General features: G+C 69.5%; 9 protein-coding genes. 6 read left to right on the forward strand and 3 right to left on the reverse strand.

Going from position 1 to position 15,114, the window contains the following annotated elements:
* Nucleotides 1–76: 76 nt before the first annotated feature.
* Nucleotides 77–649 carry a GNAT family N-acetyltransferase gene (locus ABT063_RS20440; protein WP_351058772.1) on the reverse strand — a complete coding sequence of 191 codons (573 nt, stop codon included), beginning with the start codon at nucleotides 647–649 and terminating at the stop codon, nucleotides 77–79.
* Nucleotides 650–917: 268 nt separating this feature from the next.
* On the opposite strand from ABT063_RS20440, the gene secA reads away from it, so the two are divergent.
* Complete coding sequence (gene secA / locus ABT063_RS20445; protein ID WP_351058773.1) at nucleotides 918–3,725, forward strand: preprotein translocase subunit SecA; 2,808 nt, start codon at nucleotides 918–920, stop codon at nucleotides 3,723–3,725.
* A gap of 93 nt (nucleotides 3,726–3,818) precedes the next feature.
* Here secA and ABT063_RS20450 read toward each other — a convergent pair whose 3' ends face one another.
* Nucleotides 3,819–4,544, reverse strand: coding sequence for an Rv3235 family protein (locus ABT063_RS20450; protein ID WP_351058774.1), 726 nt, complete (start codon nucleotides 4,542–4,544; stop codon nucleotides 3,819–3,821).
* Nucleotides 4,545–4,872: 328 nt separating this feature from the next.
* Between ABT063_RS20450 and ABT063_RS20455 the strand changes: the two genes are divergently transcribed.
* Complete coding sequence (locus tag ABT063_RS20455) at nucleotides 4,873–5,388, forward strand: DUF6912 family protein (RefSeq protein ID WP_351058775.1); 516 nt, start codon at nucleotides 4,873–4,875, stop codon at nucleotides 5,386–5,388.
* A gap of 122 nt (nucleotides 5,389–5,510) precedes the next feature.
* Nucleotides 5,511–6,176, forward strand: a complete 666-nt coding sequence (locus tag ABT063_RS20460) for an HAD family hydrolase (RefSeq protein ID WP_351058776.1) — start codon at nucleotides 5,511–5,513, stop codon at nucleotides 6,174–6,176.
* Between the two features lie 83 nt (nucleotides 6,177–6,259).
* On the opposite strand, the gene ABT063_RS20465 is transcribed toward ABT063_RS20460, so the two are convergent.
* Nucleotides 6,260–6,826 (reverse strand): DJ-1/PfpI family protein, encoded by a 567-nt coding sequence (locus ABT063_RS20465; protein WP_351058777.1) that lies wholly within the window; start codon nucleotides 6,824–6,826, stop codon nucleotides 6,260–6,262.
* Between the two features lie 1,277 nt (nucleotides 6,827–8,103).
* Between ABT063_RS20465 and ABT063_RS20470 the strand changes: the two genes are divergently transcribed.
* From ABT063_RS20470 to ABT063_RS20480, 3 genes are all read left to right on the forward strand, one after another.
* Nucleotides 8,104–13,056: an NAD-glutamate dehydrogenase gene (locus tag ABT063_RS20470; protein ID WP_351058778.1), complete on the forward strand. Its 4,953-nt coding sequence runs from the start codon at nucleotides 8,104–8,106 to the stop codon at nucleotides 13,054–13,056.
* Nucleotides 13,057–13,190: 134 nt separating this feature from the next.
* Nucleotides 13,191–13,658, forward strand: coding sequence for a GtrA family protein (locus ABT063_RS20475; protein ID WP_351058779.1), 468 nt, complete (start codon nucleotides 13,191–13,193; stop codon nucleotides 13,656–13,658).
* The gene (locus tag ABT063_RS20480; protein ID WP_351058780.1) at nucleotides 13,642–15,096 is read left to right on the forward strand and encodes a putative glycosyltransferase family protein; all 1,455 of its coding nucleotides are present in this window, start codon (nucleotides 13,642–13,644) and stop codon (nucleotides 15,094–15,096) included. The genes ABT063_RS20475 and ABT063_RS20480 overlap by 17 nt, the downstream gene beginning before the upstream one ends.
* The last annotated feature ends 18 nt before the right edge of the window (nucleotides 15,097–15,114 follow it).

Genomic DNA, 15,114 nt, shown 5'->3' on the forward strand with positions numbered 1-15,114 from the left:
GGGTCCGCACGATAGGGGGTGGGTCTGACAATGGGGACTGAGCTGGGGATTCGCCGAGGGGTGCGCGCTGCGGAGGTCAGGAGCGGGCCGGCAGATAGGGCGCCGTCGACGGCAGGCCGAGGTCCGAGGGCAGGAGCGAACCCATCCAGCAGTCCCGGCGTACGCCCTGGTGGATGAGCGCGGAGCGCAGGACGCCCTCGAGGGTGAAGCCGGCGCGTTCCGCCACCGCGCGGGAGGGCTTGTTGCCGATTTCGGCGCGCCATTCCACTCGGTCCACCGGCAGGTGGGTGAAGGCCCAGTGGGAGGTGGCGCGGGCGGCCTCGGTGATGTAGCCGTTGCCGCGGTGGTCCTTGGCGCACCAAAAGCCCATCTCGACCGTGCCCGGAGAGCGCAGGCCCAGGCTGAGCATGCCCGCCAGGTCCTCCCCTTCGGGGAGGAAGATGCCCCAGGTGAGCATGGAACCGTTCGCCCAGCCGTCGGGGACCAGTTGTTCCGTGAAGCTCTGGGCGTGTTCGAGGAGGTAGGGCGAGGGGATCGAGGTCCAGCGCTGGATGTCGGGGTCCTGGGCGGCCGCGTACACGGCGTCGGTGTCCTGCGGGCCGACCGTGCGCAGCAGCAGGCGGTCGGTGGTGAGCGTGACGGGGTCCATCGGCCGATTCTGCTCGGAGGTTCGGCGAAGACGCCATCTTTTCGCTCTGCGTGAGCGGGTGATCACAATTCGCGCAATTCGTCGGCGCCACGCGGCACCATCCGCGGGCCCCGGACGTTGTCCCCATTGAAGAGATGTGAAGCAGTGGACGGTCGCCGCCCCGGCAGGCCTCCCGGCGTGGCGGGGTCCTCGCATACGATGGCCGTTGCTCAGTAAGTCAAATGGAAACCGACCGTCCCAGGCCCGACCGGCAAGGAGACCAACCCCCGTGTCCGTCCTCTCCAAGATCATGCGTGCAGGCGAAGGCAAGATCCTGCGCAAGCTGCACCGCATCGCGGACCAGGTCAACTCCATCGAAGAGGACTTCGTCGACCTCTCCGACGCCGAGCTGCGGGCCCTCACCGATGAGTACAAGCAGCGGTACGCAGACGGTGAGAGCCTGGACGACCTGCTTCCCGAGGCATTCGCCACCGTGCGTGAGGCCGCCAAGCGCGTCCTCGGCCAGCGGCACTACGACGTCCAGATGATGGGCGGCGCCGCCCTGCACCGCGGTTATGTGGCCGAGATGAAGACCGGTGAGGGCAAGACACTCGTCGGCACCCTGCCCGCGTATCTGAACGCCCTCTCCGGAGATGGCGTCCACATCATCACGGTCAACGATTATCTGGCCGAGCGCGACTCCGAGATGATGGGCCGCATCCACAGGTTCCTGGGCCTGAACGTCGGCTGCATCCTCGCCAACATGACGCCGGCCCAGCGCCGTGAGCAGTACGCGTGCGACATCACGTACGGCACGAACAACGAGTTCGGCTTCGACTACCTGCGCGACAACATGGCGTGGTCCAAGGACGAACTCGTCCAGCGCGGCCACAACTTCGCCATCGTCGACGAGGTCGACTCCATCCTCATCGACGAGGCCCGTACGCCGCTGATCATCTCCGGCCCGGCCGACCAGGCCACCAAGTGGTACGGCGACTTCGCCAAGCTGGTCACGCGCCTCAAGCGCGGCGAGGCGGGCAACCCCCTCAAGGGCATCGAGGAGACCGGCGACTACGACGTCGACGAGAAGAAGCGCACGGTCGCCATCCACGAGGCCGGTGTCGGCAAGGTCGAGGACTGGCTGGGCATCGACAACCTCTACGAGTCGGTGAACACGCCGCTGGTGGGCTACCTGAACAACGCCATCAAGGCCAAGGAGCTCTTCAAGAAGGACAAGGACTACGTCGTCATCGACGGCGAGGTCATGATCGTCGATGAGCACACCGGCCGTATCCTCGCCGGCCGCCGCTACAACGAGGGCATGCACCAGGCGATCGAGGCGAAGGAAGGGGTGGACATCAAGGACGAGAACCAGACCCTCGCCACGATCACCCTGCAGAACTTCTTCCGCCTCTACGACAAGCTCTCCGGCATGACCGGTACGGCGATGACCGAGGCCGCCGAGTTCCACCAGATCTACAAGCTCGGCGTGGTCCCGATCCCGACCAACCGGCCGATGGTCCGCAAGGACCAGTCGGACCTGATCTACCGCACCGAGGTCGCGAAGTTCGAGGCGGTCGTCGACGACATCGCCGAGAAGCACGAGAAGGGCCAGCCGATCCTCGTCGGTACGACGTCGGTCGAGAAGTCCGAGTACCTGTCGCAGCAGCTGAGCAAGCGCGGTATCCAGCACGAGGTGCTGAACGCCAAGCAGCACGACCGTGAGGCGACGATCGTCGCCCAGGCCGGCCGCAAGGGAGCCGTGACCGTCGCCACGAACATGGCCGGCCGTGGTACGGACATCAAGCTCGGCGGCAACCCCGACGACCTCGCCGAGGCGGAGCTGCGCCAGCGCGGCCTCGACCCCGACGAGCACATCGAGGAGTGGGCCGCCGCGCTGCCCGCCGCCCTGGAGAAGGCCGAGAAGGCCGTGCAGGCCGAGTTCGAAGAGGTCAAGGATCTCGGGGGGCTCTACGTCCTCGGTACCGAGCGGCACGAGTCGCGGCGTATCGACAACCAGCTGCGCGGTCGCTCCGGCCGTCAGGGCGACCCCGGCGAGTCCCGCTTCTACCTCTCGCTCGGCGACGACCTGATGCGCCTGTTCAAGGCCCAGATGGTCGAGCGCGTGATGTCGATGGCGAACGTCCCGGACGACGTGCCGATCGAGAACAAGATGGTCACGCGCGCGATCGCGTCCGCCCAGTCGCAGGTCGAGCAGCAGAACTTCGAGACCCGTAAGAACGTCCTGAAGTACGACGAGGTCCTCAACCGCCAGCGCGAGGTCATCTACGGCGAGCGGCGCCGCGTCCTGGAGGGCGAGGACCTGCACGAGCAGGTCCAGCACTTCATGGACGACACGATCGACGCGTACGTCGGCGCGGAGACCGCCGAGGGCTTCCCGGAGGACTGGGACCTGGACCGGCTGTGGGGCGCGTTCAAGCAGCTCTACCCGGTGAAGGTCACCGTCGAGGAGCTGGAGGAGGCGGCCGGTGACCGGGCCGGGCTGACCGCCGAGTTCATCTCCGACTCCATCAAGGACGACATCCACGAGCAGTACGAGGCGCGTGAGGCGCAGCTCGGCTCCGAGATCATGCGTGAGCTGGAGCGCCGGGTCGTGCTGTCGGTCCTGGACCGCAAGTGGCGCGAGCACCTCTACGAGATGGACTACCTCCAGGAGGGCATCGGCCTGCGCGCGATGGCGCAGAAGGACCCGCTGGTCGAGTACCAGCGCGAGGGCTTCGACATGTTCACCGCCATGATGGAGGGCATCAAGGAGGAGTCCGTCGGCTACCTGTTCAACCTGGAGGTCCAGGTCGAGCAGCAGGTCGAGGAGGTCCCGGTCGAGGACGCCAAGCCGTCGCTCGACAAGCAGGACGCGGTGCCGGCGCAGGCGGGCTCGCGTCCCGAGATCCGCGCCAAGGGGCTCGACGTCCCGCAGCGGCGTGATCTGCACTTCTCCGCGCCCACCGTGGACGGCGAGGGCGGCGTCATCGAAGGTGAGTTCGCCGAGGACGAGCCCGTGCGTTCCGAGGCGGACGGCCTCACGCGCGCGGAGCGGCGCAAGCAGGCCCGGGGCGGGCGGCGCCGCAAGAAGTGACGGTACCTGCGGCGTCGTAGCGGCTCGCAGGTCCGAGTGATGTGAAGGGCCGGATCACCCGAGGGTGATCCGGCCCTTCGGCGTTCCGCTGGGTCAGTCGTCGTACGCGCGGGGCGGGCGCGGGCCGCCCAGTTCCACCGCGGTGCAGCGCCAGCGCAGGTCCCGGCCCTGTTCCAGGCGGAAGGCCATGGCACGCAGCTGGTCGCCGGCGCCGATGCGGGCGAAGGCCTCGATGGCGCCGGGGCGGGGGAACTCGTAGCCGATGTCGCGGACGACGGGGAGGGTGCCGCGGGTGGTGCGCAGGGGGCCGCGTTCGGCGAGCCAGGCCAGTTCGTCGTAGGCGCGGCCCGCGGTGTGCCGGAGCATGCAGTGGACGGGGCGTTGGCCGCTCAGGACGGCGAGGAGGCGGTCGGCGAAGACGTCGGTGGGGCGGGGTTGGGGGAGTGGCCTGCGGGGGGTCCGGTCGGGGGCTGTGGGGGTGGCGGTGGCGACCGGGGTGGTGGTGGGAGTGGTCGTGGCTGGGGTCTTGGCTGTGGCAGTGGCCCTGGCCGGCGTCGTGGTCGTGGCTGGGGTCTTGGCTGTGGTCGTGGTCCTGGGTGTGCCGGGGGCGGTCCGTGGGCGGGTGTCGGCGGGCCTGGTGCGGGCGGACGTACCTCCGGCGCCCGGTGAGCCCGGTGGACGGCCGCCGGGGGTCGTGGTGCGGGTCGTCCCCCCGCCCGGCGTGCGGGGTGGTGTGCCGCCGGGGCGGCGGGAGTCGCGGCGGCTCGGCGGGCGGGTGCCGGTGTGGTGGTGGTTCGTCCTGGTCATGACCTTGTGCATGGTGTCCCCGCTCGATCGGCCCGGGTGATACCGGGCGGTAACTTCGTGGTTGGGGATCTTGTACGGGGTTGGGGACCGCGGTGGCAAGAAGCGGAGGGGGCGGGTCGGGGTGGCCGGAGAGTTCACCTATCCGGGTGATTGAGGGAGGTGGAAGCCCGTCGGGGCAGGGACATGCCGGGTGAATTCCGGGACGTGGGTGGACGCCTCCGGGGGTGTGGGCAGGGACTCGAAAGGGGACGCGGCGCACGTATCCTGAAGGCCCTCCGGGAGGTGCCGTAGGCCCTCCGAGAGGGACCAGAGGAGCCTCCGACCACGAAAGCGGCCAGTCATGCGCGTCTACGTCCCCCTGACCCTCCCCGGTCTCGCCGAGGCGTACAGGACGGGAGAGCTGGGAAGCGGGCCGTTCATCGCGTACGCCGTCACGCCCGCGTTGCGCGAGTGGTACCTCTCCGACGACATCGAGGAGCTGGAGTACGCGGCGCTCAACCGGGCCGCGCTGGCCTCGCTGCGGCTGTTGGCGGCGGACCCCGGCGCGGCGCGGCGCCGGGTCGTGGTCGCCGTCGATGTGCCCGACGGGGCTGCGACCGCCGATCCCGACCGGGCGCTCGATCCGGCGGCGCTCGGCCAGGTGCGGGTCGCGGGGAGCGTGGCGCTGGCCAAGGCCGCCTCCGTGCATGTCGACTCGGGCGACGCGGAGGCGGACGTGACCGCGGCGGCTGAGGCCTTGGCGGCGGCGGACGGTGGGGACGACGACGCGCAGTTCGTCGTGGACGGGGCCGAGGACCATGAGCTGCTGTGGTTCGCGACGCAGGAGATCCCGAATCTGGTGGGGCCCGGGGACTGAGCGGGAGTTGGTGGGGCTCGTGGGCTGAGCGTTCACGGTCCCTTCAGCGGTTCACGGTTCCTTCGGCGCCGCTTTGACCTGTGGGTCTCATGATTGTCAGTGGCGGCGGGTACGTTTTTGGCATGGGGAAGCAGACAGGCGCGCACATTGTGTGGGACTGGAACGGGACGCTGTTCCACGACAATGACGCGATCATCGGGGCGACGAACGCGGCCTTCGCCGAGCTGGGGCTGGAGCCGATCACGATGGAGCAGTACCGGGCGCTGTACTGCGTGCCGGTGCCGAAGTTCTACGAGCGGTTGATGGGGCGGCTGCCGACCGAGGCCGAGTGGGAGATCATGGACGAGACCTTCCATCGGTACTACGCCGAGCATCGGGTGCGGTGCGGTCTTACGGAGGGTGTGGCGGAGCTGCTCGTGGAGTGGCGGTCCGCGGGGCGCAGCCAGTCCCTGCTCAGCATGTACGTCCATGACGAACTCGTCCCGTTGGTGCGGGGATTCGGGATCGAGCCGCACTTCCTCCGTGTCGACGGGCGGGTCGGGCCGTCCGGGGGGAGCAAGGCCGAGCACATGGTGCGGCATCTTGGTGCGCTCGCGGTGGTGGATCCGGCTCGTACGGTGGTGATCGGGGACGCCGCGGATGATGCGGTGGCGGCGCTGCATGTGGGGGCGCGGGCTGTGCTGTACACCGGGGGGTCGCACGGCCGGGCCAGTCTGGAGGAGGTCGGGGTGCCTGTGGTGGATTCGCTGGCGGAGGCGGTTGTGGAGGCGGAGCGGTTGGCGGCGTGAGTTCTTTGGGCAGGGGCTGTGTCAGTGGCGGGACTGGACGGGGGTCGGCGGGGTTGCCTGGGGCTTACGAACGGTGCGTGGCGTCACACCGCCGGGGCCTTCGCGCGCAGCACGGTCAGGAACTCGCGCATCCAGCGGGAGTGGTCCGGCCAGGCGCGGGCGGAGACCAGGGTGCCGTCCACCACCGTCTCGGCGTCCTGGAAGGTGGCGCCGGCGGCCTGCATGTCCAGCTCCAGGGCGGGGTACGCCGTGACGCGGCGGCCGCGGAGGCTGTCGATCGCTGCGGTGAGGAGGGGGCCGTGGCAGATCTGGGCGACGGGTTTGTCGGCGTCGAAGAAGGACTTCAGGATCTTGCGGAGTTCGGGGTCGTTGCGGAGGTATTCGGGGGCGCGGCCGCCGGGGATGACGAGGGCGGCGTACTGGCCGGGGTCGACATCGGCGAAGGCCAGGTCTGCGGGCCAGGTGTAGCCGGGCTTTTCGGTGTAGGTGTCGAAGCCGGGTTCGAAGTCGTGGACGACGAAACGGAGGGTTTTGCGGGTGGGGGCCGCGATGTGGACTTCGTAGCCCTCTTCGCGGAGGCGCTGGTAGGGGTACAGGACCTCCAGTGACTCTGCTGCGTCGCCGGTGACGATGAGGATTTTCGCTGTCATGGCGGGTGGCTCCTCTCGGGCGGGCGTGGGTCGTATATGGGCAACGTGCGTCTTGGGGGTGGGATTGCCAAGGGGGAGGTCGGCTGGGGTTCGGTGGGCTGGTGCCGGGGTTCGGTTTTCTCGCCCCCGCCGCCCCTACCCGTCCCATCCCCAGGGGCTCCGCCCCTTCAACCCCGCCAGGTGGCTCCGCCCCCTGGACCCCCGCCGGGGCTCCGCCCCTGCACCCCGGCTGGGATTGCGTTTCCTGCGCCCCCGGCGGGTCGTCGCTTCTGGGCTCCTGCTGGGACTGCGTCTCCGGCACCTCGCGGGGCTCCGCCCCTGCACCCTGGCGGGGCGTCCCCTCTGCCCCCTGCGGGCAGTCACCCCCGCACGCCGGTGGGGCTTGCCCCTGCACCGCCGCTGGGACTGCGTCCCCCCCGCCTCCCCGTTAGCGGGACTGCGTCCGCCCCCCTCGTGGGACTGCGTCCGCCCTCCGCCTCCCCCGGGGCTTCCCCTCTGCCCCCCTGCGGGGTCACCCCCGCACCCCGGTGGGGCTTGCCCCTGCACCGCCGCTGAGACTGCGTCCCCCGGCCTCCCCCTCGCGGGACTGCGTCCTCCCCCGCCTCCCCTCGCGGGACTGCGTCCCCCGCCTCCCCTCGCGGGACTGCGTCCGCCCCCCCCTCGCGGGGCTCCGCCCCCCACCCCAACGAGGGCCCCGCCCCACCCCCGCCTTGGCCTAAACGGCCTCCTCCTCAAACGCAGGACAGGCTGAGTGCAGCTGGCCGGTGCTGAGGTGTGTGGCTCGTCGGCTCGGGGGTGGGAGCCGGGGCGGATGAGGTGGACCCGCATGCTCAGCCACCCCCAGTCCCTGTGCAGAGTGTCAAAGTTCCACCCCCAGTTTTGTACACATACGGCTCATGACGGGCCCCCTGTAAGGAGCGATAGCCTTGGTGGCGTGATCAGCGCGATAGTTCGCGGGGGCCTTGTTGCCCCTGCCATGCGCCCGGGGAACACGGACGACATCCGTGACCGGGTGGCGGTCGCTGGTCTTCGCGGGCGGGATGGGGGCGCAGAGGCCCCGAGGACGCCGCCACGTACACCCCGGGGACAGGCGTCGCAGAGAGCAGCGTCACACCCCTCGGGCGTGTCGAAAATGGCTGATATCCCCCCGCTCATCTCACCTCGCGGCATAGCGTCGAAGCAGACCGGACACCCCGCGTCGCGGCGTTATGTCGGAGGGGAAGAAACCGTACTTCCTTCTACGTCACGCAACGGCGCGCGACAGGAGCCAGAGGACAATGCAGACCAAGCTGGACGAAGCCAAGGCCGAGCTGCTCGAGAGGGCCGCCCGGGTCGCTGAGAACAGCCCGGTCGGGGGGCATCTACCGACTGGGACGACGGGCGAGGGCACCCCGGAGACCCCGGACACCCCTGACCACGACTCCGTGCTCTCGTTCCTCCAGCGCTACTACCTGCACACCGCCCCGGAAGACCTCTCCGACCGCGACCCGGTCGACATCTTCGGAGCCGCGCTCTCGCACTACCGGCTGGCCGAGAACCGCCCGCAGGGCACGGCCAACGTGCGGGTCCACACGCCCACTGTGGAAGAGAACGGGTGGACCTGCAGCCACTCCGTGGTGGAAGTCGTCACCGATGACATGCCCTTCCTCGTCGACTCCGTGACGAACGAGCTCACGCGGCAGGGGCGGGGGATTCACGTCGTCATCCACCCGCAGATCGTCGTCCGGCGCGATGTCACCGGCAAGCTCGTCGAGGTGCTGCTCACCACGCCGTCCACCGGTGAGCTGCCGCACGACGCGCACATCGAGTCCTGGATTCACGTCGAGATCGACCGCGAGACCGACCGCGGCGACCTGAAGCAGATCACCGCCGACCTGCTGCGCGTCCTGTCCGACGCCCGTGAGGCCGTCGAGGACTGGGAGAAGATGCGGGACGCGGCGCTGCGCATGGCCGACGAACTGCCCAAGGAGCCCATCGCCTCCGACCTGCGCGAGATGGAGATCGAGGAGGCCCGCGAGCTGCTGCGCTGGCTGGCCGACGATCACTTCACCTTCCTCGGGTATCGGGAGTACCAGCTCAGGGAGGACGACTCCCTGGCGGCGGTGCCGGGCACCGGGCTGGGCATTCTGCGCTCCGACCCGCATCACTCCAGCGAGGAGAGCCACCCCGTCAGCCCGTCCTTCGAACGGCTGCCCGCCGACGCCCGCGCCAAGGCCCGCGAGCACAAGCTGCTGGTGCTGACCAAGGCCAACAGCCGGTCCACCGTGCACCGGCCGTCGTACCTGGACTACATCGGCGTCAAGAAGTTCGACGCGGACGGCAATGTCATCGGTGAGCGGCGCTTCCTCGGGTTGTTCTCGTCCGCCGCCTACACCGAGTCCGTGCGGCGCGTGCCCGTCATCCGGCGCAAGGTCGAGGAAGTGCTGGAGCGCGCCGGGTTCTCGCCCAACAGCCACGACGGGCGGGATCTGCTGCAGATCCTCGAGACCTATCCGCGGGACGAGCTCTTCCAGACCCCGGTCGACGAGCTGCAGTCCATCGTCACGTCCGTTCTGTACCTGCAGGAGCGGCGGCGGCTGCGGCTCTACCTGCGGCAGGACGAGTACGGGCGCTACTACTCCGCTCTCGTGTACCTGCCCCGCGACCGGTACACCACCGGCGTACGGCTGCGGATCATCGACATCCTGAAGGAGGAACTCGGCGGCACCAGCGTCGACTTCACCGCCTGGAACACCGAGTCGATCCTCTCCCGGCTGCACTTCGTCGTCCGCGTCCCGCAGGGAACCGAGCTGCCGCAGCTCAGCGACAGCGACAAGGAGCGCATCGAGGCCCGGCTGGTGGAGGCCGCGCGGTCGTGGGCCGACGGGTTCGCGGAGGCGCTGAACGCCGAGTTCGGCGAGGAGCGGGCCGCGGAGCTGCTGCGCCGCTACGGCAACGCCTTCCCCGAGGGCTACAAGGCCGACCACTCCTCGCGCTCCGCGGTCGCCGACCTCGCCCACGTGGAACAGCTCACGGAGGAGAAGAACTTCGCGCTGAGCCTCTACGAGCCCGTGGGCGCGACGCCCGAGGAGCGCCGGTTCAAGATCTACCGCAAGGGCGACTCCATCTCCCTGTCGGCCGTACTGCCGGTCCTCAACCGCCTCGGCGTCGAGGTGGTGGACGAGCGGCCGTACGAACTGCGCTGCTCGGACCGCAGCGTCGCCTGGATCTACGACTTCGGTCTGCGCATGCCCCAGCCGAAGAGCGGCAGCGGCGACTACCTCGGCGACGACGGGCGCGAGCGGTTCCAGGACGCCTTCGCCGCCACCTGGAACGGCCAGGCGGAGAACGACGGCTTCAACGCGCTCGTGCTGCGCGCCGGGTTGAGCTGGCGCCAGGCGATGGTGCTGCGGGCGTACGCGAAGTACCTGCGGCAGGCGGGCTCGACGTTCAGCCAGGACTACATGGAGGACACCCTCCGTAACAACGTCCACACGACCCGGCTGCTCGTCTCGCTGTTCGAGGCGCGGATGTCGCCGGACCGGCAGCGCGCCGGCACCGAGCTGACCGACGCCCTGCTGGAGGAGCTGGACGCCGCCCTGGACCAGGTGGCCAGCCTGGACGAGGACCGGATTCTGCGGTCCTTCCTGACCGTCATCAAGGCGACCCTTCGTACGAACTTCTTCCAGGAGGCGGCGGGTGGCAGGCCGCACGAGTACGTCTCCATGAAGTTCGACCCGCAGGCGATGCCGGATCTGCCGGCGCCGCGTCCGGCGTACGAGATCTGGGTGTACTCGCCGCGGGTGGAAGGTGTGCACCTGCGGTTCGGGAAGGTCGCGCGCGGTGGGCTGCGCTGGTCCGACCGGCGTGAGGACTTCCGGACCGAGATCCTCGGGCTGGTCAAGGCGCAGATGGTGAAGAACACCGTCATCGTGCCCGTCGGCGCCAAGGGCGGCTTCGTCGCCAAGCACCTGCCCGACCCGGCCGTCGACCGGGACGCCTGGCTGGCGGAGGGCATCCGCAGCTACAAGACCTTCATCTCCGCGCTGCTCGACATCACCGACAACATGGTCGCCGGAGAGGTGGTCCCGCCCGCCGACGTCGTCCGGCACGACGGGGACGACACCTACCTCGTCGTCGCCGCCGACAAGGGCACCGCGACCTTCTCGGACATCGCCAACGAGGTCGCCGAGACCTACAACTTCTGGCTCGGCGACGCCTTCGCCTCCGGCGGCAGCGCGGGCTACGACCACAAGGGCATGGGCATCACCGCCCGCGGTGCCTGGGAGTCCGTCAAGCGGCACTTCCGCGAGCTGGGCGTGAACACGCAGGCCGAGGACTTCACGGTCGTCGGCATCGGCGACATGTCCGGTGACGTGTTCGGCAACGGCATGCTGCTCAGCGAGCACATCCGCCTGGTCGCCGCCTTCGACCACCGGCACATCTTCATCGACCCGAAGCCCGACGCGGCCACCTCCTACGCCGAGCGCCGCCGCGTCTTCGGGCTGCCGCGCTCCAGCTGGGCCGACTACGACACCGAGCTCATCTCCACGGGCGGCGGCGTGTTCCCCCGTACCGCCAAGGCGATCCCGGTCAACGCACACATCCGCCAGGCCCTCGGTATCGAGGGCAAGGTCTCCAAGATGACCCCGGCCGAGCTGATGAAGGCCATCCTCAAGGCGCCGGTGGACCTGCTGTGGAACGGCGGCATCGGTACGTACGTCAAGGCCTCGACGGAAACCCACGCGGACGTCGGTGACAAGGCCAACGACGCCATCCGCGTCGACGGCAAGGACCTGCGCGTCCGGGTCGTCGGCGAGGGCGGCAACCTGGGTCTGACCCAGCTCGGCCGGATCGAGTTCGCGCTGCACGGCGGCAAGATCAACACCGATGCCATCGACAACAGCGCGGGCGTGGACACCTCCGACCACGAGGTGAACATCAAGATCCTGCTCAACGGCCTGGTCGCGGACGGCGACATGACCGTCAAGCAGCGCAACAAGCTGCTCGCCGAGATGACCGACGAGGTCGGCCACCTGGTCCTGCGCAACAACTACGCCCAGAACACGGCGATCGCCAACGCGCTGGCCCAGTCCAAGGACATGCTCCACGCCCAGCAGCGCTTCATGAAGCACCTGGTGCGCGAGGGCCATCTCGACCGGGCCCTGGAGTTCCTGCCCACCGACCGCCAGATCCGCGAACGGCTCAGCCAGGGCCAGGGCCTGACGAGCCCGGAGACGGCCGTCCTGCTGGCGTACACGAAGATCACGGTCGCCGAGGAGCTGCTGTACACCTCGCTGCCGGACGACCCCTACCTGCGCGGTCTGCTGCACGCGTACTTCCCGAGCGCCCTGCGCGAGCAGTTCGCCGAGCGCATCGACAGTCACCCGCTGCACCGCGAGATCACCACGACCGTCCTGGTCAACGACACGGTCAACACGGGCGGTACGACCTACCTGCACCGCCTGCGCGAGGAGACCGGCGCCTCGCTGGAGGAGATCGTGCGGGCGCAGACCGCGGCCCGTGCCATCTTCCGCTCCGGCGTCGTGTGGGACGGGGTCGAGGGCCTCGACAACCAGGTCGAGGCCGCCGTACTGACCCGGATCCGGCTGCACTCGCGCCGCCTGGTGGAACGCGGCACGCGCTGGCTGCTCAACAACCGGCCGCAGCCGATCCAGCTCGCCGAGACGGTCGACTTCTTCGGCGAGCGGGTCGAGCAGGTGTGGGCGCAGCTGCCGAAGCTGCTCAAGGGCGCGGACCTGGAGTGGTACCAGAAGATCTACGACGAGCTGACCGGCGCCGGCGTGCCGGACGAGCTGGCCACGCGCGTGTCCGGTTTCTCCTCCGCCTTCCCGACGCTCGACATCGTCTCGGTCGCCGACCGCATGGGCCGGGAGCCGCTGGACGTCGCCGAGGTCTACTACGACCTGGCCGACCGCCTGCGCATCACCCAGCTGATGGACCGCATCATCGAGCTGCCCCGTGCCGACCGCTGGCAGTCCATGGCCCGCGCCTCCATCCGCGAGGATCTGTACGCGGCCCACTCGGCGGTCACGGCCGACGTGCTGGCGGCGGGCAACGGCACGTCGACTCCCGAGCAGCGCTTCAAGGCGTGGGAGGAGAAGAACGCGGCGATCCTGGGGCGGGCGCGGACGACTCTGGACGAGATCCAGGGGTCGGAAACGTTCGATCTGGCGAATCTGTCGGTGGCGATGCGGACGATGAGGACGCTGCTGCGGTCGCATTCGTAGACGGACGGATTGGCCGTACGACCATCAGGGCGCCCCGGGCCGGAATGGCTCGGGGCGTCTTTCTTGGCGTGCCTTAGGCGGGTTTTGGGGCGAATCGGGTGGAGGACTTACCGTTTCCGGCTAAGGCTTATGAGGTGACTGTGAACCTCTCCGAGGAGCGAGTGGCCGCTCCCGTCGTTCGTGCCCGGCCGGTGAAGCGGGTTCTTCGTGAAGTGGTGAACTTCGGGGTCGTCGGCGGAAGCGGCGTCGCGGTGAATTTCGTCGTCTTCAACGTGCTGCTGCACGGCCTCGGGTGGCGGGCCATGGTCGCGACCGTACTGGCCAGCGTCGTCGCCATGGGCACCAACTACCTGGGCTTCCGCTATTTCGCCTATCGCGACCGGGCGGCACGTACGCGACGCCAGATCGGGATGTTCTTCGGCTTCAGCGGGCTCGGTGTGGTCATGGAAAGCGGGCTGTTCTACGTCGGCTATCACGGACTCGGGCTGAACGGGCCGCTGGAGTCGAATGCGGTGAAGGCCCTGTCGATCGTGCTCGCCTCGGCCTTCCGTTTCCTCGTGTATCGCACCTGGGTGTTCCAGCACGATGCGCGCCGCGGTTAGAACCTCGCCGCTGGCGGTCGCCGCGCTGGTGCTGCTCTTGCTGCTCCTGGTGATCGTGCGGCTGCCATGGGCCGGTGACCTCGGGATGCACGCGGCGACGATCGAGCGGCTGCGGCACAGTCTGGTGCGCCCCGGGAATCCGCTCGTGGACGCGGACACGCCGAGTCCGTACTACTCGCCGTGGATGCTGCTGCTCGGGTGCCTCGCACGGGTGACGGGATTCTCGGTCTTCGTCGTGCTGCGGATCGGTGCGGTGGTGGGGCTGGGACTGCTGGTGACGGGCGTGTGGCGGTACGTCCGCACGCTGAGCGCGCGTCGGGCGGCGCCGGCGTTGGCGTTGCTGTGCCTGCTGTTTCTGTGGGGGCCCGTGCTGTTCGCGTGGAGCGGGTTTCTGGGACTCAATTCGTTGGCGTTGACGGTGTCGTATCCGAGTGTGTTCGCGTTGGGGCTCGCGTTTCACTTCTGGGCGTGGCTGGCGGGCGCGCCGCGCGGGCCGGCCGGGTGGGGAACGTGGCTCGGGCTCGGGGCGCTGTGGGCGGTGATCCTGCTCTGCCACCAGTTCTCGGGAGTCGTGGCCTCCCTGGGCGCGCTCGCCACGGTGATCGCCGCGCGACCGGACAGGGCCGTGTGGGCGCGGCTCGGGGGTGGGCTGGTGGTGGGGGTGGTGGTGCTGTGGTTGTGGCCGTACTACGACTTCTTCGCGTTGTTCGGGGCCGGTGAGGATCTGGAGTCGGTGCATCGGGTGCTGTACCGGGATCCGGTCGGGCGGTTCGGGCTGGTGCTGGTGGGGGTGGTGGCGCTGGTGGTGCGGTGGCGGCGGGATCGGTGGGATCCGTTGGTGCTGTTCTTCGCGCTGGGGGTGATGGTCTTCGCGGTGGGTGGGCTGAGCGGGGACTACTCGTGGGGGCGGGTGCTGCCGGCCGCGTTGATTCCGGCGCAGATCGCCGCGGCGGTGGAGGCGGTCGAACCGCGGGCCTTGCGGACGGGGTGGGTCTGTGGGCTCGCCGGGGCGTTGGCCGTGGGGGCGTGGACGCAGGTGGGGACTGTGGGGTACGTGGTGGGGCGGGGAGTGTTGCCGGACGCGGTGGCGGAGAAGTACCGGGCGCCTTGGGTGGGGTACCACTGGATCACCCCGTGGGTGAAGTACGGGGACGTGGTGATGGCTCGGACGTTTCCGGCTCGGCAGATTCCGGCGTACGGGGCCTACACCGTGGCGCCCGGGTATCCCGACTTCTTTCTGGCGGACGAGGGGCGGCGGGTGGCTGCTGTGCGGCGGTACTTCGCGGCGGGGACGTCGGCGGGTGAGCGGCGGGAGATCGTGCGGGCGTATGGGGTGCGGTGGGTGGTGGATCGGGGGGAGCGGTTGCGAGGGGTTGGCGGGTTGCGGGTGGTGACTCGGGGGCCGGGTGGGCAGGTGCTGTACGCGGTGGTGCGGTGAGGGCTGGATGATGCGGAC

The organism is Streptomyces sp. NPDC002838 (assembly GCF_040295365.1).
Classification (GTDB): Bacteria; Actinomycetota; Actinomycetes; order Streptomycetales; family Streptomycetaceae; genus Streptomyces.